Raw genomic sequence first — 22697 nt, 5'->3', positions numbered from 1 at the left:
GCACCCTCCACCTGACCCCAACCAGCGTGGTAGCGGGGCGTCGTGATCGAAGACAAGCTAGAAGACAGGATCAAACGGGAAGCGGCAGCGCTGGGCTTTGCCGCGTGCGGGATCGCGCGTGCCGATGCGGCGCCGCGTTCAGGCCAGCGGTTGCGCGAATGGCTGGGCGATGGCCGCCACGGCGACATGATCTGGATGGAGGAGCGCGCTCACCATCGCGAAAGCCCGACGGGGCTGTGGCCGGAGGTGCGGTCGGTGATCTCGCTCGGCATGAGCTACGCGCCCTCGTCCAATCCGCTTGCCCTGGCAAATGAAACGGAGAGGGGCCGCATCTCGGTTTACGCGCAGGGCGGCGACTATCATGATGTGGTGAAGCGCGCGCTAAAGGCACTCGGGCGTTGGATGGCGGCAGAGGCACCGGCGCCGCTCAAGGTCTTCGTCGATACCGCGCCCGTGATGGAGAAGCCGCTGGCCGAAGCGGCGGGCCTTGGCTGGCAGGGCAAGCACACCAACCTCGTCAGCCGCACCCAGGGCAGCTGGCTGTTCCTGGGCGCGATCTATACCACGCTCGACCTCCAGCCCGACACCGCCGCACGGGCGAGCTGCGGGTCCTGCGATGCCTGCCAGCGCGCCTGCCCGACCGACGCGTTCCCGTCGCCCTACCAGCTCGATGCACGCCGGTGCGTGTCCTACCTGACCATTGAGCATTCCGGCCCGATCCCGGCCGAGTTCCGCCGTGCGATCGGCAACCGCATCTATGGCTGCGACGACTGCCTGGCCGTGTGCCCGTGGAACAAGTTCGCCGTAACCGCGCGGGCAAACCGCGCCTTTTTGCCCCGCGCGGAACTCGCCGCGCCCGAACTCGCCGACCTGCTCGCGCTCGACGACCCAAGCTTCCGCCAGGTGTTCAGCGGTTCACCGATCAAGCGGATCGGCCGCAACAAGATGGTGCGTAACGCGCTGATCGCGGCGGGGAACAGCGGGCGAGAGGCGCTGGTCGCACCTGTCGCCGCTCTGCTGGACGACGAGGCGCCGGTCGTGCGGGGCGCTGCGGTATGGGCGCTCGCCCGCCTCGACCCGGTTCGCTGGTCGATGGAGCGGCAACGCCGCGTGGTCGCCGAAGCGGACCCGTCCGTGATGGCGGAATGGGACGCCTTGGCTTTCGCATAGCGGCCGTGGCGAGCCGTTCGCCGTGCCCGGCCCGCCGCAGCGGAATAGCCGTTGGTTCGGCCCAGGTCGCCATTGCCGACACCGGCGTTCGGGCCGGTGCCGTTTTCGACATCGCCCTGCTGCGTGCTGGCCGCTTCGAGCAGGTCGGGGTCCTCGCCGGTCGCGAACAGTCCCTTGGGCTGGCCGATGCCGGGGTCGTCGTCCAGGTCGCTGGTGAACGGGCCCTTGTCGGGCGACTTGTCGTGCTTGCTGGCCGTCATCGGCCTTATCCTTGCCGATGAGTTCAACCCTGCACGGGCGCAAGCGGTTCAGTCACTTTCCACCATCTCGCCGAGTCAGGGCCGCAACGCAGCTTGCCCGGTCGATGGCGCTGCCGTCGGGCTCGCGCGCGTCGAGGTACGTGACCTTCGCCTCATCCTGCCCCTTGGGGTACAGGTAGGCGTCGAGCACGCAGAAGCTGCCGGCGAATTGCAGCTTGCGGCCGGCGCCTTCGCGCACATCCGCGTCTGCCGGCCCGAACAGGCTGACCAGACCCGCCGCATTCTGGCCAAGCACGCGCTCCAGACCGATCGGCGAATAGCTGGGCTGGGGCGCGGGTGCCACGTTTGGCCGCCCGGCGCTCGGTGCGACGCACCCGCCAAGCGAGCCTGCCGCTACCAGAACCATTCCCGTCGCTATCGATCGCCACCGCATGGCCGCTGTCCACCATGCCTCGCCCGCACGCGCAAGCCCCGCCGCCACGTTGCGCGCGACGGGGTGCCCCTCTAGGGCGGCGCTTTCCCGATTGGAGCGCTTCCTTGACCCAGCCCGCCTACCATGTCGTCGCGATCGGCAACGCGATCGTCGACATCCTGTCCCAGACCGACGACGCCTTTATCGCTGCAGAAGGCATGACCAAGGGGTCGATGCAGCTCGTCTTTTCGCCCGAAGAGGCGGACGCTTTGTACGCCAAGATGGGGCCTGGGTTGGAAGCGAGCGGCGGGTCGGCCGCCAACACCATCGCCGGCATCGCGGCGCTTGGCGGCAAGTGCGGCTTTATCGGCCAGGTCGCCGACGACCAGCTGGGCGAGGTATTCGCCCACGACATCCGTTCGGTCGGCATCCAGTTCGACACGCCGACCCGGTCGGGCCAGCCGACCACCGCGCGCTGCCTGATCTTTGTCACGCCCGATGGCCAGCGGACCATGAACACGTTCCTGGGCGCGTCGCAGTTCCTGCCCGCCGAAGCGCTCGACCGTGATCTGATCAGCAACGCTGCGATCCTCTACCTCGAAGGTTATCTGTGGGATCCAGAGGAACCCCGCGCTGCGATGCGTGAGGCGATCAGCATCGCGCGCGACGCCGGCCGCCGCGTCGCTTTCACCCTCTCCGACGTGTTCTGCATCTCGCGGCACGGCGGCGACTTCCGCCAACTGATCGCGGATGGGCTGGTCGACATCCTGTTCGCCAATGAAGGCGAGCTGGTCGCGCTGGCGCAGGTCGACGACGTCGAGGCGGCGATCGCCAAGCTTGCGCCGCAGGTGCAGACTCTGGTGGTGACTCGCGGCGAACATGGCGCGGTCGCGGTGCACGGCGCGGAGCGGGCAGAGGTTGCGGCCGAACCGATTGCGCGGGTGGTCGACACCACGGGCGCGGGCGACCTGTTCGCGGCAGGCTTCCTTCACGGTGAGGCTCAGGGCTGGCCGCTTGAGAAGTCGCTCCGCCTGGGCGCGATCTGCGCGGCGGAGATCATCAGCCATTTCGGTGCACGCTCGCAGGTGGACCTGAAGGCGCTGGCGGCAAAGGTCGCCTGACCCCGTCACGCGGCGGGCCGGCCGGGGAGGCTGGTCCGTCGCTGATCCGACGAACAACCCTTTAAACCGAAAAAGGCCGGGGAGCGATCCCCGGCCTTTTCGTTGTCCGTTCAGGTCAGGCGCTTACCGATCGAGCGGCCGCGCGACCTCTGGCTGCAGGTTGGGATCGTCCACCACGTCGATGATGCCACGGCCCACATGGCTGCGCTTGCGGCTATAGCCGAAGTAGATCAGCAGCCCGATCGAGCCCCAGATCGGCAGCACCAGGATCGCGGCCCAGGGCAGCGATACATACAGGTAGATGCAGCCCAGAACGGCGAGCGGCGCGACGATGTTGACCAGCGGGGTGCGGAACGGGCGATGGCGGGTCGGATCGACGCGGCGCAGCACCAGCACCGAAATGCCGACCATCATGAACGCGAACAGCGTGCCCGAGTTCGAGTAATCGGCCAGCTTGCCGACCGGCAGGAACGCGGCGGCAAGCGTGGCGGCAATGCCGGTCACGATCGTTACCACGTGCGGGGTGCGATAGCGCGGGTGCACCGCCGCCAGCCGCTCCGGCAACAGCCCGTCGCGGGCCATGGTGAAGAACACGCGGGTCTGGCCGAACATCATCATCAGGACGACCGACGGCAGCGCCAGCGTTGCCGCCAGGCCGATCAGGTTGCCGATCTTCACCCAGCCGATGGTGCGCAGCACGTGCGCCAGCGCCTCACGCGAACAGGACAATGGCTCCAGTGCGCCAGCCGCCACGACCGCCTTGCAGCGTGCGGCGAGTTCGGTGGTGCCCGGGTCGAGCACGCGGCCCGCCGCATCGGCAACAGGCTGTGCGCCCAGCGGCGACCCGATCGCCCCCGCCGACACCAGCAGGTAGAAGACCGTGCAGACCGCCAGGCTGCCGATCAGGCCGATCGGCACGTTGCGCTGCGGGTTCTTGGTCTCCTCCGCCGCCGTGGAAACCGCGTCAAAGCCGACATAGGCGAAGAAGATCGACGCCGCGGCGCCCATAACGCCGGTAAAGCCGGTCGGCATGAACGGCTCGAAATGCTCCTTTTGCGCGACGGGCAGGGCGAGCGCGATGAACAGGGTCAGCGCGGCGACCTTGATGCACACCAGGATCGCGTTGACCCGGGCGCTTTCCGTCGTGCCGATCACCAGCAGCCAGGTGACGAGTAGGGAGATCAGCACCGCGGGCAGGTTGATGATCCCGCCGGCATAGGGCCCGTTCACCAGCGCGGCTGGCAGGGTTATCCCCAATTGGTTCTGGAATTGGCCCACGACATAGCCGGACCAGCCGACAGCGACCGCACTGGCGCCCACGGCATATTCCAGGATCAGCGCCCAGCCGACCATCCAGGCCAGCAACTCGCCCATCACGGCATAGGTGTAGGTATAGGCGGACCCGGCGACCGGGACCATGGAAGCCAGTTCCGAATAGCACAACGCCGCAACGGCGCAGACGAAGCCCGCCACCACGAAGCTCAGCATCATGCCCGGCCCCGCTTTCTGCGCGGCCTCGCTGGTCAGAACGAAAATGCCGGTGCCGATCACCGCGCCGATCCCGAGCATGGTGAGCTGGAACGCACCAAGAGAGCGGTGCAGGCCGCGTTTTTCGGCCGTGGCAAGAATGGCGTCGAGAGGCTTGACGCGCCCGAAGATCATGTACTCGTTCCCCCGGGTCACGGCGGGACACGCCGCAACAAAAGTGAAAGGTGAAGCCTAGTCGCAAAACGACCGGGCGCAATCCCTTAACGCGGGCCCTGCGCCTGTCCCAACCGTGGACGGCGGGGCTTCATCGCGCCAGCATCGGCCCAAGCGGCTGCCCGCCGAACAGGTGAACATGCAGGTGGGGCACCTCCTGCCCGCTGTGCCGGCCCGTGTTGGCGAGCAGGCGATACCCGCTGGCGACCAGCCCTTGTTCGCGCGCGACGTGCCCCACCGCGCGGACGAAGCCGGCAATCTCTTGGGCGGACGCACGGGCGCTGAAATCATCCCACGACACATACGCGCCGCGCGGGATCACCAGGATATGCGTCGTCGCCTGGGGCATGATGTCGTGAAAGGCGACTGCCCAGTCATCCTCATACACCCGCTGCGACGGGATCTCGTCGCGCAGGATGCGGGCGAAGATGTTGTTGTCGTCATAGGGCAGGGTAGCGTCGATCGGCATGAGCGGGCTCCTGGCAAGATGGTCTGGACGGGGCGGCCGCATCGTGTCGGCCCCGCGCTGGGGGCTGAACAAGGACGGCAGCACCTGTCATCGACTCGGGTGCTGCCATGTTGATGGCGTGTAGGACAGATAAATCGCGCAACCGGACGGCGGGCCGGGTCGGCTTCCGTCAGCGGGCGCGTGCCGCCTTTTCGTCATGCCCCGACAGGCCCTCGCGGCGGGCAAGCTCGGCGCGAACATCGTCCAGCGACAGGTCGGCGTCGGCGAGAAGGACGAGGAGGTGGAACAGAAGGTCGGCGGCCTCGGACGTGATCTTTTCGGGCTCGCTTGTAGCCGCGATCACGGTTTCGACCGCTTCCTCGCCCAGTTTCTGCGCGATCTTGCCGCGCCCCTTGGCAAACAGGCTGGCGACGTAGGACGCGCCCGCGTCCGTGCCGCGTCGCTCGCGAATGGTGGTTTCCAGGCGGTCGAGCACATCCATGCCGCGCCCGTGCGCCGGGGCGGGCGCGCGGTCAATCCCGCTCGCGCCAAGTTGCCCGTGCTCCCCAAGTTGAAAGCACCGCCCTCAACCGATCGCTCCCAGCACATGGAGCGCCACCCCCGCAGCGGCGGTCGCCAGCAGCGTCACGATCACATTGGCGCGCAGGACAAAGACGGCCACCATTGCGCCCGCGGCCAGAACCACTGACCAGGGATCGATGCTGGCAAGGACCGGCGCGTCGAACCTGACGGGGCCCGCCCTCACGGCCACCGTGGCGCGGAAAAGCGTATGCAGCGCGAACCAGACCGCCAGGTTCAGCACGACGCCGACCACCGCCGCCGTGATCGCCGACAGGGCCCCCGCGACCGCCGCATTGCCGCGCAGCCGTTCGATGAAGGGCGCACCCAGGAAGATCCACAGAAAGCAGGGCGTGAACGTGACCCAGGTGCCAAGCAGGCCGCCAAGCGTCCCCGCGAGCAGCGGCGACAGCTGCCCGGAGTCACGGAACGCGCCCAGGAACCCGACGAACTGCAGCACCATGATCAGCGGACCCGGGGTCGTTTCCGCCATGCCCAGTCCGTCCAGCATCTCCTTCGCGTTCAGCCATCCATAATCCTGCACGGCTCCTTGCGCGACATAAGCCAGCACGGCGTAAGCCCCGCCAAAGGTGACGGTCGCCATGACGGAAAAGAAGGTTGCGATACGGCTGAACACATGGTCGGGCCCAAGCGAGATCAGCAGCGCCGCGACCGGCAGCAGCCAGAGCGCCAGCCAGACCAGCGCCGTTCGCCCCGTTTCGCGCCATGTCGGCCGGGCATGGGCGGGCAGCTCTTCGCCGAGCAATGTGTCGGCATCGGCAACCACCGCCCCCTTTGTCCCGCCATGCCCATTGCCGGCAAAGGCAGTGCTTCCCATCCGCCCGGACCACCAGCCGATCATCCCGGCGCCAAGCACGATCAGCGGAAAAGGCACGCCTGCGAAAAAGATCATCGCGAACGCCAGGGCCGCAAGCGCCCGCGCGGCCACGCTTTTCAACGCGCGCGATCCGATACGCACCACCGCTTGCAGCACCACGGCCAGCACAGCAGCCTTCAGGCCAAAGAACAGTGCAGAGACGATGCCGACCCGGCCATACAGGACATAAATCCAGCTCAGCGCCATGATCGCGATCGCGCCGGGCAGGATGAACAGCACCCCGGCGACGATGCCGCCCTTTGTCCGGTGCATCAGCCAGCCGATATAGGTGGCGAGCTGCTGCGCCTCCGGGCCCGGCAGCAACATGCAATAATTGAGCGCATGCAGGAACCGGTGTTCCCCGATCCAGCGTTTCTCGTCGACCAGGATGCGGTGCATCACCGCGATCTGCCCCGCCGGTCCGCCGAAGGAGAGCAGGGCGATCCGCAGCCACACCCAGAATGCCTGGCCCAGGGTGACCGACTGTGGCCGCGCGAGCAGGGCGGCGCCGATCGTGGTCGCGGTCATGCCAGCACCTGTTTTGGCGCGGTGCCCTGTGCCGGTCCGCGCGCCGGCTGGTGCGACGCCCAGTTGTGCTTTTCGCCCTGCGCGTCGCGACACCAGCGATAGAGCGCATCATAGACAATCATGCCGGCATCAAGTTGGGCGTGGTCGTCGCTGTGGATGCGCGACAGCCCGAGCGAGATGGCGAGCAACCCTGCCGCTTCCGGCACCAGGTCGAGCCGATCGGTATCGGCGCCGCGCACGATCGCGGCCAACACGGCAAGCGGGGCGTGGGTGGCAAGCCCGAACGCCTCCACCATGGTGTCAAAGGTGCACCGCTCGCCCCGATGGCTCCAGAACACGCGGTCGTCCTCAATGTCGAACGGTTCGGCCTGTTGCCGGGCGGCGACCGCCAGCACATCGCCTGGCGGGACGAACAGGAACCGCGCGTTCGGGTCCACGAAGCGGCGGATCAACCAGGGGCAGGCGATCCGGTCGACCTTGGGCCGGGCCCGGGTGACCCACCAGGTCCGGTCATCGTCATGCCGCGGCGGCAGATGGGCGAGCGACACTGTGGGAAGATCGGCCGCCAGCCATGCCGAAAAACCGCCCTCCAGTGCCTCCGCCGCCACACCATCGCTGCGCAGGATGGCGGCGGCGGCGACCGCCGGACCCGAGCCATCCTCATCGACCACCACCACCGATTGACCGGTCGAACCATTCCACCGGCTGGGGTCGGGATCAGGGGCGGGCAGGGAGCCGGGCACGGCCTTTTGCGGCAAGACCCGCAGGTCGATGATGCGCGGAGAACCGGGCAGCGCGATCAGGCGCGCTAGCTTGTCTGGCGTGATGGCGAAATGAGCAGGCATGGCGCGTCCCTTGCGTAATGGTGCTGGACGCGATTCTTCGGCTGACGCCTCGTGGGGCAATCGCGGTCCCCATGGCGACAATCAGCCATGGCGATGCGCGCCTGTCAATCCAGTGGACGCTCGATGTGGGTAGTCGCAGGGGCGGGAGCTAGTGTGTCCTGACCGGGACGCCCGCCGCCGCCAGCGCGGCGTGGGCATCGGCGATGCTTGCTTCGCCAAAGTGGAAGATCGACGCGGCGAGCACGGCGGAGGCGCCGCCCTCCACGATCCCGGCGACCAGGTCCGGCAAGCCGCCGACGCCACCGCTCGCGACCACGGGCACGCCCGTCCGGCTGGCAATGGCGCGGATCAGGTCGAGGTCATAGCCCGAGCGCGTGCCGTCCTTGTCCATGGAGGTGACGAGCAGCTCGCCCGCGCCGAGTTCCGCAAGGCGCAGCGCATGCGCGACCGCGTCGATGCCGGTCGCCCGGCGACCACCATGGGTGAACACTTCCCAGCCCTCGCCCGAACGGCGCGCATCGATTGAGGCGACGCAGCACTGGCTGCCGAAGCGTTCGGCGATCTCCGTCACCACCTCGGGGCGCGACACGGCGGCGGAGTTCACCGCGACCTTGTCCGCTCCCGCCAGCAGCAACGCGCGCGCGTCGTCGGCCGAGCGCACGCCGCCACCGACGGTCAGTGGCATGAAACACACGCCCGCCGTGCGCCGGACGATGTCGAGCAGGGTGCCGCGTTCCTCGCTCGACGCGGTGATGTCGAGAAAGCAGAGCTCGTCCGCGCCGGCGGCATCATAGGCGCGGGCCTGCTCCACCGGATCGCCCGCGTCGATCAGGTCGACGAAGTTGACGCCCTTCACCACACGGCCGTTCGCGACGTCGAGACACGGGATGACGCGCGCGCGAACGCTCATGCGGCGGCCGCAACGCTGAGCGCGGACGCGAGGTCGAGGCGCCCGTCATACAGCGCGCGGCCGGTGATGACCCCCTCGATCCCGTCGCGGGCGTGGACGGCAAGCATGTGGATGTCGGCGATTCCCTTCACGCCGCCGCTGGCGATGACGGGAATGGATACCGCGCGGGCGAGGTCCACTGTTGCCTCGACATTGCAGCCCTTCAGCAGCCCGTCGCGGCCGACATCGGTGAACAACAGGCTGGCGACGCCCGCATCCTCGAACCGGCGGGCAAGCTCGGTAACGGTAACGTCCGACACATCCGCCCAGCCGCGGGTCGCGACCAGGCCATCCTTGGCGTCCACCGCGACGACGATGCCACCAGGAAAGTCGCGTGCGGCGCCCCGGACGAAGTCGGGGTCCTCCAGCGCAGCAGTGCCGATCACCACGCGGCTGACGCCCAGGGCGAACCACCGCTCGACCGACTCGCGGGTGCGGATACCGCCGCCTAGCTGCACGTGACCGGGAAAGCGTTGCAGGATCGCGGCGACCGCGTCGCCATTGATGCTGGTGCCGGCGAACGCGCCGTCAAGGTCAACGACATGGAGGTGACCGGCGCCCGCCGCGGCGAAGTCCGCCGCCTGGGCCGCGGGGTCGTCGCCATAGATGGTGGCACGGTCCATGTCGCCTTCGGCCAGGCGAACGACCTTGCCACCCTTTAGGTCGATGGCGGGAAAAACGATCAGGCTCATGAAAACTCCTAGGGCCGCCAGTCGAGGAAGCGGCTGAGCAGCGCGATTCCGTAGCCCTGGCTTTTCTCGGGGTGGAATTGCACGCCGGCAAGGTTGTCGCGGCCGATCGCGGCAGTCACCCGCCCGCCATGCTCCGTGGTGGCGAGCACATCCTCGCCCCGGAATGCGAAGCTGTGGAGGAAATAGGCTTCGCCCGGTACCAGCAGCGGGTGGCCGGCAAGGGGCACCACGTCGTTCCAGCCCATATGCGGCACCTTGGCGTTCGCATCGGCCGGGTTCAGGTGCTCCACGCGGCCACGGATCCAGCCAAGGCCGGCATGGGTGCCGAGCTCCTCGCCCGTATCCGCCATCAACTGCATCCCGACGCATACGCCAAGGAACGGGCGGGCGCGGGCAAAGGCGGCCTCAACCAGCGCTTGCTCCAGGCCATCGACGGCGCGCAAGTTCGCGGCGCAGGCACCGAACGCCCCAACGCCCGGCAGAACGACGCGATCGGCATTCCGGACGACCTCGGGATCGGCGGTAACGGTGATGTCGCGGGCCCCTGCTGCCCGCAGCGCATTCTCGACCGAGTGAAGGTTGCCCGAATGGATGTCGATCAGGACAAGGGTCACAGGATCCCCTTGGTGGACGGTATCGCGTCCGCCTTGCGCTCGTCGATCTCAACCGCAGTACGCAGCGCGCGGGCCAGGCCCTTGAAGGCGCTTTCGGCGATGTGGTGGTTGTTCTCGCCGTGGAGCAGGTCGATGTGGAGTGTGATCCCGGCGGCCTGCGCGAACGAATGGAACCAGTGCTTGAACAGCTCGGTATCCATCTCGCCCAACCGCTTTTGCGAGAACTCGACGCCCCAGACCAGCCAGGGTCGGCCCGAAATGTCGAGCGCGACTCGGGTCAGCGTCTCGTCCATCGGCGACAGGGCGTCACCGTAGCGGCGGATGCCGCGCTTGTCGCCAAGCGCCTTGGCCACCGCTTCGCCGATCGCGATGCCGGTATCCTCCACCGTATGATGCTGGTCGATGTGGAGGTCGCCCTCCGTCCGGACGTGCAGGTCGATCAGCGAGTGGCGCGACAACTGCTCCAGCATGTGGTCGAAGAAGCCGACGCCGGTCTTCACGTCATAATGGCCGGTGCCGTCCAGATCGATCGTGACGGCGATCCGCGTCTCGGCGGTGTTGCGGTTGATGGTAGCGGTGCGCATGGCGAGATTGCAAATAGCGGCGGCGAGCAAGCATGCAATCTTGACCGCTTCATAAAGAGCGCTACCCCAAGGAACATGAGTGACGGCCTTCCCGACAGCCTGATTCCGTACGACGAGATCGTGCAGGAGGCGCTGCGCGCGGTAGTGGGGCGCGTGCTCGGCTCGGTTGCCAAGGATGGCGGCCTGCCGGGCGAGCACCATTTCTACATTACCTTCAAGACCCAGGCACCCGGCGTGGACATCCCGCGCCGGCTGGTGGAGCGCTTCCCGGACGAAATGACCATCGTCCTGCAGAACCGCTATTGGGACCTGCTGGTGGACGATCAGCGCTTTTCGGTGGGGCTGAGCTTCAACCAGGTGCCGTCCAAGCTGGTGGTGCCCTATTCGGCGATCACCGGCTTCCACGACCCTGCGGTCAATTTCGAACTGCGCTTTCAGGCGCAGGAAGGGCCGGACGACGGCCCCGGGCCGCATGACGAGGCCGAGAATGACGGTCCCGCTGTCCAGCCCGTCGAGGATGGATCGAACGTCGTCAGCGTGGACTTCAAGCGGAAGAAATAACGCCAGCGCGAACGCGGGGCAGCCGGGCTGGCCGGCGAGCGCGGTAGGTGGGACGCAATAGCTCCGTTTGACGGCGCGGGCTTTGCCTGCGGCGCAGCTGGCGTGCGTTGCTCTCGAGGGCGGCGATGCAGCTATGCCAAGCACTGTGCGTCCGCGCACGCAGGCCCTGCGAGCAAGCGGCCCTCCGGCGAAGGCCGGGGCTCAGGTGGAAGGTCTTGCGATACCGCTCCGACCTCATCGCACCTTTATCCAACTGAACGCCGGCCTTCGCCGTGGAGAGGGCGGGTAGGCAAGGTGCTCGCCAGCAACCCCTTCGCCCCACGCGGGAGCGAAGCGGCTGCGCGGGCGTTTTCGAAGCCACCATGCCTCACGCCAGCAACATAGTTTATCCCGATGGCCCTGACGCTCCCCACGCGTTCGACATCGTTCCGCTGAAGCCCCGGAACGGCACGCTCGATGCGATGTGCCCAGTGTGTCACGGCCATGGCGAGTGGAACGTCGAGATCGACCTGGTCAGTTTTCGCTGCAAGCGCGCGATCTGCGATCGATGCTCGGGCGCGGGATGGGTGGAGACGGGGGATGACCCGGTCGGCTTCCCCGACATCGAGCTCGCGCCGAACGGCCAGCCCCATTGGGTGACCAACTATATCCCGCGCGAGGATGTGGACGAGGAGGACCTGGGGGGAGGCAATCTGCTGGCGCCCTGAGCCGCCAGCCTGCCGCTAAAAGCTGAACTGTGCCCGGGCGAGCAGCCGTTTGCCGCTGTTGCGCCGGTCCCCGATCGGATCGACCATGCCGTCCGACAGGTTCGTCGCCGTATAATCCAGCCCGACCGTCAGCGGCCCGGTGACATGATCCACGCCGATCCTCCAATCGGAATAATCGCCACCCGGCCCCAGCCGATCGGAGCGCAACCCGTTGTCGCTGCCGATCGAACGGCCGAGGGAAGCGGACACGGTGAACGGTGTGGCCGGGATGCCCGCATTGGCGCCCGCAAAGAGGTAGAAGTTGCTGCCCCCGATCGACCTCTGGCTCGGGGCGTAGTTCGCGCCCGCTTCGACCTGCAAGGGGCCAAAGGTGTAGCTGGCGTCCGCCGCGACCTCGCCATAGTCCATCCTGTCGTTGGCACCGGTGAACAGGTGCCCAATCGCGCTGACGTTGAGGCGAACCCCGGACTGGTCGAAGCCGGTGCCGAGCGTCAGGTCCGTCACCATGTCGGCACCGGCATGGCGGGCCGATCCCCGCAGCGCGGTTACGCGTGCACCGGCGTTCAGGCCGGTGAGCTGAAGGTCCACGCTCGCTGATGCGGACGCGTCGCCATCGCTCCAGCTAAGGCCACGGCGGCGTTCATCGGTTGTGACGCTTACCTCGACGGCAGGTTTCGCTTGCGCATGAGCAAGGGCGGGGGCGAGCACCAGCAGCGCCGTCGCCGCCGGCAAAAACAGGCTGCGTCGGCGGCGGGTGTCAGCCCTGCAATCGGTCGAGTTCTGCACGAAGTACCGCATGATCCTCTTGTGCCGTGGCGACGAGATGGTCGCGCAACTCGCCATGTCGGCGAGCAATTTCCTGCCGGATAGCGGAACGGTGGCTGTCGCACCAACCCGGACGGCTGCCCTCGATCACGTTAGCGCGTTCGAAGCTGCGCGAATGGGTCGATCCTGACGCGTGCCGCGCCTGCCGATTGACGACCAGCCCGGCAGTCCAGCGACAGCTCAAGGTCGACTGGCGGCCTCCAGGGGCGGGGTTGCCGACCTGGCGATGCTCAACGACGATGTCGCCCCGGTAATCGGTGTGGGCCGCGCCGGAATGATGGTCCAGCCGCGTCTGGTGGCTCAGCACGCCCCCGGTGCTGGCAGCGAGGGCACCCGATGCCAGGGCCACCCACGGGAATATGGTCATGATCCTCTCCTCGGCGGCGACTGGCTGCATGCCGGCCGGCATGGCCTCCGCGTCCGCCAGGAAAGGAGCTAGGGAACGGCAGGTTTCGCTGCCTTGCCCCCATGCAACGAAGCATTGCAATCGACCCGGGCCGGGAGCGACGCGCGGCCGCCCCCGGCACTCAGGCTTACCAGATGCGGACGCGGTCCGCAGGGGCGAGGTATTGCTTCTGGTCGGGCGTGATCTTCCAGGCGGCGTACCAGGCATCGACGTTGCGCAGCGGGTTCACCGCCCGGATCTGGCCGGGCGAATGGGGATCGCTGACCAGCTGTTGGCGAAGCGCCTCGTTGCGGAACAGCGTGCGCCATACCTGGCCCCAGCCAAGGAAGAAGCGCTGGTCGCCGGTATAGCCGCCGATCGTCGGCGCCTTTTTGCCCTTGAGGGACGCGTGATACGCATCGAGCGCGATCAGCACGCCGCCAAGATCGCCGATATTTTCACCCATCGACGCGCGGCCGTTGATGTGAACACCGGGCAGCCCGTCAAAGGTGTAGGCCTCGTACTGGTCGCCCAGCCGAACGGCCTGTGCCTCGAACTTCGTGGCGTCCGTCGCGGTCCACCAGTCACGCAGCACGCCGTGACCGTCGGACTTGCGTCCCTGGTCGTCGAAGCCGTGGCTGATCTCATGCCCGATCACGCCGCCGATGCCACCGTAATTGACCGCATCGTCCGCCTTCGGGTCGAAGAACGGCGCCTGAAGGATGGCGGCCGGGAACACGATCTCGTTCTTGACCGAGTTGTAATAGGCGTTGACCGTCTGCGGCGTCATGCCCCACTCGGCCTTGTCCACCGGGCGGGCCAGGCGGTTGCGGTCATAATCCCATTCGAACCGCGCCGCGCGCTCGGCATTGCCGACCAGGTCGCCGGGCACGACCTGAAGCGCGGAATAGTCCCGCCACTTGCTGGGGTAGCCGACCTTGACGGTGAAGCCCTTCAGCTTTTCCTGGGCCTGCGTCTTTGTTTCCGGGCTCATCCAGGCGAGGTTCTGGATGCGGCCGGCGAGCGCAACGCGCAGGTTGGCGACCAGCGTGTCCATCTTCGCCTTTGACTCGGGCGGGAAATACAGCGCGACATAATCGCGTCCAATGCCCTCACCGATCGCGTTCTCGGTAAAGCCGATCGCGCGTTTCCACCGATCACGCTGCTGCGGCTGGCCGTTCAGGAATTTGGAGCGGAAGTCGAACTGCGCATCGACGAACCGCTTGGACAGGAGCGGTGCGATCTCGTCCGTGGTGCGGAAGGCTTCCCATGCCTTCAGCGTGTCGAGATCGGTGTCGGCAAACACCTTGGCGATCGACGGAAAAGCGGTGTTCTGCGCGACGATGGCGCGCTCCGCCCGGCCAACTCCGGCTGCCTGCCAGAACGGGTCCCAGGGGAAGCCCGGCGCTGCCGCCTTGAGCTGGGCAAGCGTCATCAGGTTGTACGTCTTGTCGCGATCGCGGCTTTGCGCACGCGTCCAATGGGCCCGCGCGATCTGCGTTTCCATCGCGACGACCTTGTCCGCCATCGCCTGTGCATTGGCCCAGCCGGCCATGCCCAGCATCTGCGCGACATATTGGCGGTAGCGCGCGACCTGGGGCGCGAACTTCGAGTCAAGGTACAGGTCGCGGTCGCCAAGGCCCAGGCCCGACTGGCGCAGGTACAGCGAATAAGTGTCGGGCTGCTTCGCATCGTCCGCCACACCGGGGCCGAAGAAGCTTGCGCCAAAGCCGCCGATCGAGCGGCCCATCACGCGCGCCATGTCGTCCTTGGTCGCGACCGCCTTGATCGGCGCCAGGCGCTGCGTCAGCGGGGCGGCGTCGAGGCGCTCGGCCGCTGCCTCGTCCATATAGCCCGAATATAGGATCGCCGCCTTCATGCGATCGGGATGCGCGGTGTCGGTCGCGCTATAGCCTGAGACGAGCTGTCGCAGCCGCACCTCCGACAGGTCGCGCAGCACGCCGAACGCGCCCCAGGATGAGCGGTCGGCAGGAATCTGGGTGTTCGCGGACCAGGTGCCGTTGACGAACTTGTACCAATCGTCACCCGGGCGAACATTCTTGTCCATGCCGCTCGTGTCGAAGCCCCAGGGGCCATAGCTGCTGGCCGCCGCAGATGCCGCGGCGGGCGCCGCACCCGCCTGCTGTCCCCGGCTCATCGCGGGACCTGCCAAAACCGCCAGGCCGAGCGCGCCCGCCAGCAGAATATGCTTCGTCAACAAGGATTTCTCTCCACCGCGGGCAGGACGCCCGGACCGGAGGGATGCTGGCACGGCCGCTGCTGCGACGCAACAGGATCGCTGACCTATCGCACCCAGGCAACCGGAGGCGGCCAACCCCGTTGAGGGTGCATGACAGACACCCGCACCGAAACAGACTCGATCGGCCCGATCGAGGTTCCCGCCAGCGCCTATTGGGGGGCGCAGACCGAGCGATCGATCGAGAACTTCCCGTTCGGTGAGCGTGAGCGCATGCCAATCGGCATCGTGCACGCGCTGGCGATCGTGAAGCGGGCCTGCGCGCGGGTAAACCGCCGCCATGGCCTTGACGCACAAAAGGCGGACGCGATCGAGGCCGCGGCAGGAGAAATCGTGGATGGCAAGCTGGATGACCAGTTCCCGCTGGTGATCTGGCAGACGGGCAGCGGCACCCAGTCGAACATGAACGTGAATGAGGTGATAGCCGGCCGCGCCAACGAGGTGCTGTCGGGTACGCGCGGCGGCAAAACGCCGATTCACCCCAATGACGACGTCAACCGCGGCCAGTCCTCCAACGACAGCTTTCCAACCGCGCTGCACGTCGCGGCGGCGCTGGCCGTGACGCAGCAGCTTTATCCGGCGCTCGACCGGCTCCATGCGGCGCTGCACGCCAAGGCGACCGAGTGGGACGATGTGGTCAAGATCGGCCGCACCCACCTTCAGGACGCGACGCCGCTGACGCTGGGGCAGGAGTTCTCCGGCTATGCGCAACAGATCGCCAACGCGCGCCACCGGATCGAGGGGACGCTGAAGTACAACATCATGCCGCTGGCCCAAGGCGGCACCGCGGTCGGCACGGGGCTGAACGCACCGCGCGGATTTGCCGAGGATGTGGCGAAGGAGATTGCGGACCTGACCGGGCTGCCCTTCATCACCGCGCCCAACAAGTTCGAGGCGCTGGCGTCGAACGACGGGCTGGTCGACCTGCACGGGACGCTCAACGTGCTGGCGGTGGCACTGACCAAGATCGCCAACGACATTCGCTTGCTGGGCTCTGGGCCCCGCTCTGGGCTGGGTGAGCTGGAACTGCCCGCCAACGAGCCCGGTAGTTCGATCATGCCGGGCAAGGTCAACCCGACCCAGGCGGAGATGCTGACCATGGTTGCGGCCCAGGTGATGGGCAACAACGTCGCCGTCACCGTCGGCGGCATGCAGGGGCATATGGAGCTCAACGTGTTCAAGCCGCTGATCGGCGCGAATGTCTTGCGGTCGGTGCAGTTGCTGTCGGTAGGCATGGTCAGCTTTGCCGAGCGGCTGGTCGAGGGAACGGTGGCGCGGCGCGACAATATCGCGGCGCTGGTCGGGCGGTCGCTGATGCTGGTCACTGCGCTCGCGCCCGAAATCGGCTATGACAATGCCGCCAAGATTGCCAAGCACGCGCACGCAAACGGGCAGACGCTGAAGGAAGCGGGGCTGGAACTGGGGCTGGTGGACGAGGCGACGTTCGATCGCGTCGTGCGACCCGAGGCCATGCTGGGCGAGAGGTGAGGCGGACTAGTCGAAGAACAAGCCCAGGATACGCCTTGGGAACTCGCCCGCTGCTCCCGCGTCTGTCCTCCAAAGGAGTATAGTGCGTGAGTGCAACCACTATCGGCGGCCTGATCGGCGGCGCGATCGATTCGATGAGCGGCGACGACAGTGCCGCGGACGGCGCCATCTACGGCGCGATCACGGCCAATGTGCTGAAGGTCGTCGCGCCGGTGGTCGTCACCTATGCCGTCGGCTGGGCAGTTCTGCGCGGCGCGACCGAACTCAAGGATCGTGTTTTCGGAAAGGTGGAGCAATGATCGGCAGGATTGTGGGTGCGCTTGTCGGGCGCGAGATCGATTGTCGCGATGGACGCGGCGGTGTGAAGGGCGCCATGGTCGGCGCGCTTGCCATGGGCGCCATGCGTCGCATGGGTCCGCTCGGCATGCTGTTGGGCGGGGCTTACGTCGCTAAGAAGGCTTATGACCGGCGCAGGGATACCGGCGTCCGCTGACACATCTGCGTCTGGTTAGGTGGTCAGCCCGCCTGCCAGACGCGCACGGCCTCTATGGGCCAGACCAGCATCAGCACGTTGAGCGTCAGATTGTCGCGGATCACCAACAAGGCCAGCAACTCGCACCCGACCCCGAGCAGCACCGACGCCCGCCAGGGCAGCCGCCAGGCGAGCACGAAGCCCAGGGTCATGCAGCCAATGTCGGACAGCGAATTGACGATGCTGTCGCCGGCATAGCCCCAGGCCATCGTGACAGCGCGGTACCGGTCTATGATGATCGGGGAGTTTTCCAGTATTTCCCACGCGGCCTCTGCCGAGACGGCCGCGATCAGGCGGCGGTGGACGGGCCAGCGGCGCAACAGGAAAGCGCCTGCCATGTAGAAAAGCAGCCCGTGGACAAGGTGGGTCAGACTGTACCAGTCCAGCAATTGCTGGCTGTTCTCAGCCGACTGCACGGTGCCGTGCCAAAGCCGGACTGTGCCGCACGGACAGATAGGCGAGCGACCAAGCGCGAGCAGCGCCGCCGCTGTTGCCAGCAACAATCCCAAAATCGCCAGCGCGGTTTTCGCCGCCGCGGCGCAGCATTGGCTTGACGCCCACCCCATCGCGCCGCCACTAGCCCACATGGACCCTGCCGCCCAGACCGACTCCCACCCTGGCCCGGACGGACATGGCGACGCGCACGGCTTCAGGCGGCGCGGCGTGCTGTTCGTGCTGTCTTCGCCCTCTGGTGCGGGCAAGTCGACCATCGCCCGCAAACTGCTGGCCGCCGAGCCTGAGCTTGGCATGTCGGTATCGGTGACCACTCGCCCGATCCGCCCGGGCGAAGTCGACGGCAAGGACTATCACTTCGTCGATCTGGAAGAATTCCGCCGCATGGTGGCGGAAGACGAGTTCCTGGAATGGGCGCACGTCTTTGGTCACCGTTATGGCACCCCTCGTGCGCAGATCGAGACCATGCTGGCCGCGGGCAAAGACGTGCTGTTCGACATCGACTGGCAGGGCGCGCAGCAGTTGTTTCAGATCGCGGGCGGAGACGTGGTGCGCGTGTTTATCTTCCCGCCATCCATGGACGAACTGCGCCGCCGCCTTTCGGGCCGCGCCACCGATTCGGCCGAGGTCATCGAGGCGCGCATGGCACGTGCGGCCAACGAGGTCAGCCACTGGGACGGCTATGACTATGTCCTGGTCAACGACGACGTCGAGTCGTGCTTCGAAGGCGTGCGCACCATCCTGTGTGCCGAACGGCTGAAGCGGTCGCGGCAGACCGGGCTGATCGGCTTTATCCGCCGGCTGACGCGCTAAGGCCGACTAGAAGGGCATTTTCAGGTGCAGCATGACGCGGTTGCTGACCGCGCCTTGCGGCATCTGTTGCTTGTCGACTGTCGCCGATCCCTTGACGTTGCCGAACAGGGTTGTCTCCGCCTTGGGCAGCGCGGCCGCTTCCTGCTGGTCGGGCAGGGGCTTTAGCCGATAGCGATACGGATCGCGCCTTCCGCACACCACCACTTCGTCACCGTTGCCGTTGCACGGCGCCGGGCCGACCAGCGGCAGCACGATGCGGGGCAGTTGATGCGCCGCCGGGGCGGAGGCGGGGCCAGGGGCTGGAGCGGCGGCCTGCAACAACGACACGAGCACGACGGACGACGGCATAGGCGACCTCTCGACAGCGAAGGTTGACGGTGACGCGCGAATCAGGCGGGAGCAAGGCCGCCCTGACGGTGCAGTTCAGCCCAGCAGCGACAGGAAACGCACCGCGGCGTCGAACTCGGCGCGGCGCGCGGCACGGGCCTGGGTCGCGAGCACATCCTGGCCCCACAGCTCCGCCTGCCAATCCTCATCGACATGCGCTGCGGACCAGGCGGCCTCGGGCGAGGTCGCCCGCTCAACCAGCATCAGCGCCAGTACAAGCGAGCCGGTCAGGGTCACGACCGGGGACAGCCCCGCCAGCGTGAAGGGAGGCAGCGCCGCCACCGCCTCGCCCAGCCGGCGAAGCGTTGCGGGTGGCTGGGCGCGGTGGATGATGCCCGTCACGCGCTCGAAACCGACATCGAAGCGGCGCTGTGCCCAGTCGAGCGGCGGGTCCCAGGCGGCAGCCTGACGCTCCACCAGCGGTTCGGGGCTGTCCGCGCGGTAACAAAGCAGGTCGCTCTCGCGATATCGGGCAAGGTCGGCGGCAAAGCGGGCCGGGTCGGGCGCGATCCGGTCCACCGCAGCATTGGCAAGCCCGGTCAGCGGCATCGCGCGCGGGTCCAGAGTGTCGCCGACAGCGCGCCACTCCTCCGCGACCGCCTGCGCCAGGGCATCGGTTTCCAGCAGTAGCGGCGATCGGCCGGGCGTACGCACCGGGCGACCATCGAGCAGCACGCCGCGATCCGCATCCAGCGTGACCTGTTTCCAGAAGCGCTTCATCGCGATTTCCATCGCCGGGCAAGCGCGCGGGGCAGGGTGGCGAGCACCAGCAACGCGGACAAGACGATGCCGAGCCCCAACAGTTTCTGCGGCCATTCGGTCGCGCGCCCGATCAGCACTATCCCGAACGCCGCGCCCAGTGCCGGGACGATGCGCGCCAGAGTCAGCAACAGCCAGCGCTGTCGAGCCTGATCCTCACCGCCGCTCATGGCCGCGCCACAAGCGCCAGGAGCTCGCGCGCATGAGTCGCGACGACATCCGCACCAGCGCCGGCCAATTCCTCGGGTTGGTGATAGCCCCAGGCGACGCCCACCGCGCGCGCACCTGCGGCACGGCCCATCGCCATGTCGAAGCTGGTGTCGCCGATCATGGCTGTTCGGTCGGCGGCGGCGCCGGCCTCCCTCATGCCGGCAAGCAGCATGGCGGGGTCCGGCTTGGACGGGTGACGGTCAGCGGTCTGCAACGTCACGAACAGGTCGGTGAGCCCGTGGTGATCGAGGACATGGGCCAGCCCCCGGTCCGACTTGCCGGTCGCCACGCCCAGCAGCCAGCCCGCCTCCCGCAAGGCGTCCAGCGCCTCGCGCACCCCCTCGAACAACGGCTCTTCGTCCAGCCGGCCGTCAGCGCGGCGGGCGCGGTACGCCTCCTTATAGTCGTGGGCCAGGCGGTGGTGAGCTTCGCCATCCGCGACGGGCAAAAGCACGCGCATTGCCTCCACCAGGCTCAGCCCGACGATCCGCCGGGTGGCGGCGCGGGTCGGCGGGGTCAGGCCGTTGGCGGCGAAGGTGTCCTCCATCGCCAGGCAGATATTGGCCTGGCTGTCCACCAACGTGCCGTCGCAATCGAACATGGCGAGCTTGATCGTCATGGCCGCAGCGCTTGGCCCGCTATCCGCACTCGCGCAACCCGCATGACCGGACACCGCGCGTCAGCGAGTGCCGCGACCGCGCCGCTCCCCCCGCCGTGCCTTGCGCATGTCCTTGGCATGGGCGCGACCAGCCTTTTTCTCGGCCTGCTTCTTCGCCTGCCCGGTCGGCGCGACATAGTCGTCGATCGGCATCCGGTCGCCGAGCGCGAACTCGAACCCCAGCCCGGCCAGGCTTTCGGCGAAGTGGGTGGGCAGTTCCGCCGACACGTCGATCACGCCGCCATCGGGATGGTCGACCCGGATGCGGCGGGCATGAAGGTGCATCTTGCGGCTGATGCCACCGGTCAGGAAGGCAGCGGGGCCGCCATATTTGCCGTCGCCGACGATAGGGTGGCCGATCGCGGCCATGTGGACGCGCAACTGGTGTGTGCGCCCGGTGAACGGCTGTAGCTCGACCCAGCAGGCGCGGTTGCCGGCGCGCTCGATCACGCGATAGCGCGAGCGGGCGGGCTGACCCTCCGCCTCGTCCACGTGCATCTTCTCGCCGCCGGTGCCCGGCTGCTTGGCAATGGGCAGCTCAATCGTGCCATCGTCGATGGAAGGAACGCCGACGACCAGCGCCCAGTACACCTTGCGCGCGGTACGGCCCGAAAACGCCTTGGCGAAGAAGGCCGCCGAGCGGGCAGATCGCGCGACCAGCAACGCGCCCGACGTGTCCTTGTCCAGGCGGTGGACCAGCTTGGGCCGGGAGGCGGACTCGAACTGGAGCGCGTCGAGAAGCCCATCGACATGCTGCGTCGTCTTGGTACCGCCCTGGGTCGCGAGGCCGGGCGGCTTGTTGAGCACCAGCGCGGCGGCATCCTTGTGGATCACCATCTCGCGCGCGAACGTCGCTTCGTCGTCGCTTAGCGGCGGTCGCTCGCGTACGGGCCGCGCACCGGCAGGGACGGGCGGCTCGGCCGGGGGAACGCGCAACACCTGGCCCGCCTTGATCCGGTCGCCCGGACCCACCCGCGCGCCGTCCAGTCGCAACTGGCCGGTACGCGCCCATTTCGCGACCAGGGTGAAGCTGGTGTCAGGCAGGTGCCGCTTGAACCAGCGATCGACGCGAATGTCGTCATCGTCATAGCCGATGTTGAACTGGCGCACCTGCGCGGGATCGGGCGCGGTCATGCCGGCACCCGCGACAGGAACAGGCCCGCAGCCAGGGCGGCGATCGATCCGATCACCGACAGCATCACATAGCCAAGCGCCCAAGCCGCCTCACCCCGCTGCCACAACAACACCGTGTCGAGCGAGAAGGAGGAAAAGGTGGTGAAGCCGCCCAGGATGCCGACGCCGAGGAACATCCGCCACGTCTCCCCCTGCGCGCTGTCCCACCGTGCGAGAAGGCCCGTGAGGAATCCCATCAAGAGGCCGCCGGCAAGGTTGACGGTCAGTGTGCCGTAGGGAAGGCCGGCGCCGAACAGGGACAGCGTCGCGCGGCCGGTCAGGTGCCGCGCGCCAGCGCCGATCGCGCCGCCGGCCATAACAAGGAATAAAGTTGGCATGGCGCCCGCCCTAGACCGTTCGGGGCTGCGGCGAAACAGGCGCGGTTAAAAGGGTCGGGGCTGTTGAAAAAGACCGGGTGAGGCGATCACGCTTCTGACGGGTTCCCGCCGAAACGGATCGGAGCAGCGGCCATGATGGGCGAGCAGCAGCGAGGCGGCAGGGGCACGCGCTGGCGTGCTATAGAGGCGATGCTTCCTGCCGATCACATCTTGCGCCGGATAGATCGGCTGATGGATCTAGACGAGCTGCGCAATGCTCTCGCCCCGCATTACAGTCGCAAGGGGCGGCCTTCGATCGCGCCTGAGCTGCTGATCCGCATGGCGCTGATCGGTCGCCTGTACGGCATCACGTCTGAGCGCCGCTTGTGCGA

General features: G+C 67.4%; 30 protein-coding genes. 10 read left to right on the top strand and 20 right to left on the bottom strand.

The annotated features are described in order from the left end of the window. Positions 1-42: 42 nt before the first annotated feature. Both queG and FHS94_RS08405 read left to right on the top strand, forming a co-directional pair. On the top strand, positions 43-1170 hold the full coding sequence (gene queG / locus FHS94_RS08410; protein WP_184056691.1) for a tRNA epoxyqueuosine(34) reductase QueG: 1128 nt from the start codon (positions 43-45) through the stop codon (positions 1168-1170). A 5-nt stretch (positions 1171-1175) separates the two neighbouring features. Then, positions 1176-1451, top strand: a complete 276-nt coding sequence (locus FHS94_RS08405) for a hypothetical protein (RefSeq protein ID WP_184056688.1) — start codon at positions 1176-1178, stop codon at positions 1449-1451. A gap of 31 nt (positions 1452-1482) precedes the next feature. On the opposite strand, the gene FHS94_RS08400 is transcribed toward FHS94_RS08405, so the two are convergent. Continuing rightward, positions 1483-1863, bottom strand: a complete 381-nt coding sequence (locus FHS94_RS08400; protein WP_246348465.1) for a hypothetical protein — start codon at positions 1861-1863, stop codon at positions 1483-1485. A 104-nt stretch (positions 1864-1967) separates the two neighbouring features. Here FHS94_RS08400 and FHS94_RS08395 point away from each other — a divergent pair, with 104 nt between their 5' ends. Next, entirely contained in the window at positions 1968-2963 is a 996-nt protein-coding gene (locus FHS94_RS08395) for an adenosine kinase (RefSeq protein ID WP_184056682.1), read from the top strand. Positions 2964-3086: 123 nt separating this feature from the next. Here FHS94_RS08395 and FHS94_RS08390 read toward each other — a convergent pair whose 3' ends face one another. From FHS94_RS08390 to hisB, 9 genes are all read right to left on the bottom strand, one after another. Further along, positions 3087-4625 (bottom strand): amino acid permease, encoded by a 1539-nt coding sequence (locus FHS94_RS08390; RefSeq protein ID WP_184056680.1) that lies wholly within the window; start codon positions 4623-4625, stop codon positions 3087-3089. 130 nt (positions 4626-4755) lie between these two features. Further along, positions 4756-5133 carry a histidine triad nucleotide-binding protein gene (locus FHS94_RS08385; protein ID WP_184056677.1) on the bottom strand — a complete coding sequence of 126 codons (378 nt, stop codon included), beginning with the start codon at positions 5131-5133 and terminating at the stop codon, positions 4756-4758. 169 nt (positions 5134-5302) lie between these two features. Next, a complete protein-coding gene (locus FHS94_RS08380) occupies positions 5303-5614 on the bottom strand; it encodes a phosphoribosyl-ATP diphosphatase (RefSeq protein ID WP_184056675.1) in 312 nt (103 codons plus the stop codon). Positions 5615-5698: 84 nt separating this feature from the next. Beyond that, a complete protein-coding gene (chrA, locus tag FHS94_RS08375) occupies positions 5699-7096 on the bottom strand; it encodes a chromate efflux transporter (RefSeq protein WP_184056672.1) in 1398 nt (465 codons plus the stop codon). After that, positions 7093-7941, bottom strand: coding sequence for a chromate resistance protein ChrB domain-containing protein (locus tag FHS94_RS08370; protein WP_184056669.1), 849 nt, complete (start codon positions 7939-7941; stop codon positions 7093-7095). The genes chrA and FHS94_RS08370 overlap by 4 nt, the downstream gene beginning before the upstream one ends. A 148-nt stretch (positions 7942-8089) precedes the next feature. Further along, positions 8090-8851, bottom strand: coding sequence for an imidazole glycerol phosphate synthase subunit HisF (hisF, locus tag FHS94_RS08365; protein WP_184056666.1), 762 nt, complete (start codon positions 8849-8851; stop codon positions 8090-8092). Then, positions 8848-9582 carry a 1-(5-phosphoribosyl)-5-[(5-phosphoribosylamino)methylideneamino]imidazole-4-carboxamide isomerase gene (gene hisA, locus FHS94_RS08360; protein ID WP_184056663.1) on the bottom strand — a complete coding sequence of 245 codons (735 nt, stop codon included), beginning with the start codon at positions 9580-9582 and terminating at the stop codon, positions 8848-8850. The genes hisF and hisA overlap by 4 nt, the downstream gene beginning before the upstream one ends. 8 nt (positions 9583-9590) lie before the next feature. Continuing rightward, positions 9591-10196: an imidazole glycerol phosphate synthase subunit HisH gene (gene hisH / locus FHS94_RS08355; protein ID WP_184056660.1), complete on the bottom strand. Its 606-nt coding sequence runs from the start codon at positions 10194-10196 to the stop codon at positions 9591-9593. Then, positions 10193-10780, bottom strand: coding sequence for an imidazoleglycerol-phosphate dehydratase HisB (hisB, locus tag FHS94_RS08350; RefSeq protein WP_184056657.1), 588 nt, complete (start codon positions 10778-10780; stop codon positions 10193-10195). The genes hisH and hisB overlap by 4 nt, the downstream gene beginning before the upstream one ends. Before the next feature lie 75 nt (positions 10781-10855). Here hisB and FHS94_RS08345 point away from each other — a divergent pair, with 75 nt between their 5' ends. Then, positions 10856-11341, top strand: a complete 486-nt coding sequence (locus FHS94_RS08345) for an SspB family protein (protein ID WP_184056655.1) — start codon at positions 10856-10858, stop codon at positions 11339-11341. Positions 11342-11703: 362 nt separating this feature from the next. Then, positions 11704-12048 carry a hypothetical protein gene (locus FHS94_RS08340; RefSeq protein ID WP_184056653.1) on the top strand — a complete coding sequence of 115 codons (345 nt, stop codon included), beginning with the start codon at positions 11704-11706 and terminating at the stop codon, positions 12046-12048. Positions 12049-12063: 15 nt separating this feature from the next. On the opposite strand, the gene FHS94_RS08335 is transcribed toward FHS94_RS08340, so the two are convergent. The 3 genes from FHS94_RS08335 to FHS94_RS08325 all read right to left on the bottom strand — a co-directional run bounded on the left by FHS94_RS08335 (position 12064) and on the right by FHS94_RS08325 (position 15476). Further along, a complete protein-coding gene (locus FHS94_RS08335) occupies positions 12064-12846 on the bottom strand; it encodes a TorF family putative porin (protein WP_184056650.1) in 783 nt (260 codons plus the stop codon). Then, positions 12806-13240 (bottom strand): hypothetical protein, encoded by a 435-nt coding sequence (locus FHS94_RS08330; RefSeq protein ID WP_184056647.1) that lies wholly within the window; start codon positions 13238-13240, stop codon positions 12806-12808. Before FHS94_RS08330 ends, FHS94_RS08335 begins: the two co-directional genes overlap by 41 nt. Positions 13241-13406: 166 nt before the next feature. Next, the gene (locus FHS94_RS08325; RefSeq protein ID WP_246348461.1) at positions 13407-15476 is read right to left on the bottom strand and encodes a M13 family metallopeptidase; all 2070 of its coding nucleotides are present in this window, start codon (positions 15474-15476) and stop codon (positions 13407-13409) included. 132 nt (positions 15477-15608) lie between these two features. Between FHS94_RS08325 and fumC the strand changes: the two genes are divergently transcribed. The 3 genes from fumC (at position 15609) to FHS94_RS08310 (ending at position 17496) form a co-directional block, all read left to right on the top strand. Continuing rightward, positions 15609-17003 (top strand): class II fumarate hydratase, encoded by a 1395-nt coding sequence (fumC, locus tag FHS94_RS08320; RefSeq protein ID WP_184056640.1) that lies wholly within the window; start codon positions 15609-15611, stop codon positions 17001-17003. A gap of 86 nt (positions 17004-17089) precedes the next feature. Further along, positions 17090-17302 carry a hypothetical protein gene (locus FHS94_RS08315; RefSeq protein ID WP_184056637.1) on the top strand — a complete coding sequence of 71 codons (213 nt, stop codon included), beginning with the start codon at positions 17090-17092 and terminating at the stop codon, positions 17300-17302. Then, positions 17299-17496: a hypothetical protein gene (locus FHS94_RS08310; RefSeq protein ID WP_184056634.1), complete on the top strand. Its 198-nt coding sequence runs from the start codon at positions 17299-17301 to the stop codon at positions 17494-17496. The genes FHS94_RS08315 and FHS94_RS08310 overlap by 4 nt, the downstream gene beginning before the upstream one ends. A gap of 23 nt (positions 17497-17519) precedes the next feature. Here the strand turns inward: FHS94_RS08310 and FHS94_RS08305 are convergent, their stop codons facing one another. Beyond that, positions 17520-18101 (bottom strand): DUF2585 domain-containing protein, encoded by a 582-nt coding sequence (locus FHS94_RS08305; RefSeq protein ID WP_184056631.1) that lies wholly within the window; start codon positions 18099-18101, stop codon positions 17520-17522. A gap of 19 nt (positions 18102-18120) precedes the next feature. Here FHS94_RS08305 and gmk point away from each other — a divergent pair, with 19 nt between their 5' ends. Beyond that, positions 18121-18801 carry a guanylate kinase gene (gene gmk / locus FHS94_RS08300; protein WP_184056628.1) on the top strand — a complete coding sequence of 227 codons (681 nt, stop codon included), beginning with the start codon at positions 18121-18123 and terminating at the stop codon, positions 18799-18801. 6 nt (positions 18802-18807) lie between these two features. On the opposite strand, the gene FHS94_RS08295 is transcribed toward gmk, so the two are convergent. From FHS94_RS08295 to crcB, 6 genes are all read right to left on the bottom strand, one after another. Then, a complete protein-coding gene (locus tag FHS94_RS08295; RefSeq protein WP_184056625.1) occupies positions 18808-19149 on the bottom strand; it encodes a hypothetical protein in 342 nt (113 codons plus the stop codon). 75 nt (positions 19150-19224) lie between these two features. Continuing rightward, positions 19225-19908: an ATP12 family chaperone protein gene (locus tag FHS94_RS08290; protein ID WP_184056623.1), complete on the bottom strand. Its 684-nt coding sequence runs from the start codon at positions 19906-19908 to the stop codon at positions 19225-19227. Continuing rightward, positions 19905-20117 carry a hypothetical protein gene (locus FHS94_RS08285; protein WP_184056621.1) on the bottom strand — a complete coding sequence of 71 codons (213 nt, stop codon included), beginning with the start codon at positions 20115-20117 and terminating at the stop codon, positions 19905-19907. Before FHS94_RS08285 ends, FHS94_RS08290 begins: the two co-directional genes overlap by 4 nt. Continuing rightward, on the bottom strand, positions 20114-20776 hold the full coding sequence (locus tag FHS94_RS08280; RefSeq protein WP_184056619.1) for an HAD-IA family hydrolase: 663 nt from the start codon (positions 20774-20776) through the stop codon (positions 20114-20116). Before FHS94_RS08280 ends, FHS94_RS08285 begins: the two co-directional genes overlap by 4 nt. Before the next feature lie 60 nt (positions 20777-20836). Continuing rightward, positions 20837-21949 (bottom strand): RluA family pseudouridine synthase, encoded by a 1113-nt coding sequence (locus FHS94_RS08275; RefSeq protein WP_184056617.1) that lies wholly within the window; start codon positions 21947-21949, stop codon positions 20837-20839. After that, positions 21946-22326: a fluoride efflux transporter CrcB gene (gene crcB, locus FHS94_RS08270; RefSeq protein WP_184056615.1), complete on the bottom strand. Its 381-nt coding sequence runs from the start codon at positions 22324-22326 to the stop codon at positions 21946-21948. Before crcB ends, FHS94_RS08275 begins: the two co-directional genes overlap by 4 nt. Positions 22327-22458: 132 nt before the next feature. On the opposite strand from crcB, the gene FHS94_RS08265 reads away from it, so the two are divergent. Then, on the top strand, positions 22459-22697 hold a 239-nt coding region (locus FHS94_RS08265; RefSeq protein ID WP_184056613.1), incomplete at its 3' end, for a transposase.

Source organism: Sphingomonas aerophila, assembly GCF_014199305.1.
Classification (GTDB): Bacteria; Pseudomonadota; Alphaproteobacteria; order Sphingomonadales; family Sphingomonadaceae; genus Sphingomonas; species Sphingomonas aerophila.
The sequence above is the reverse complement of the archived record's forward strand: the minus strand, read 5'-3'. Positions and strand labels throughout refer to the sequence as shown.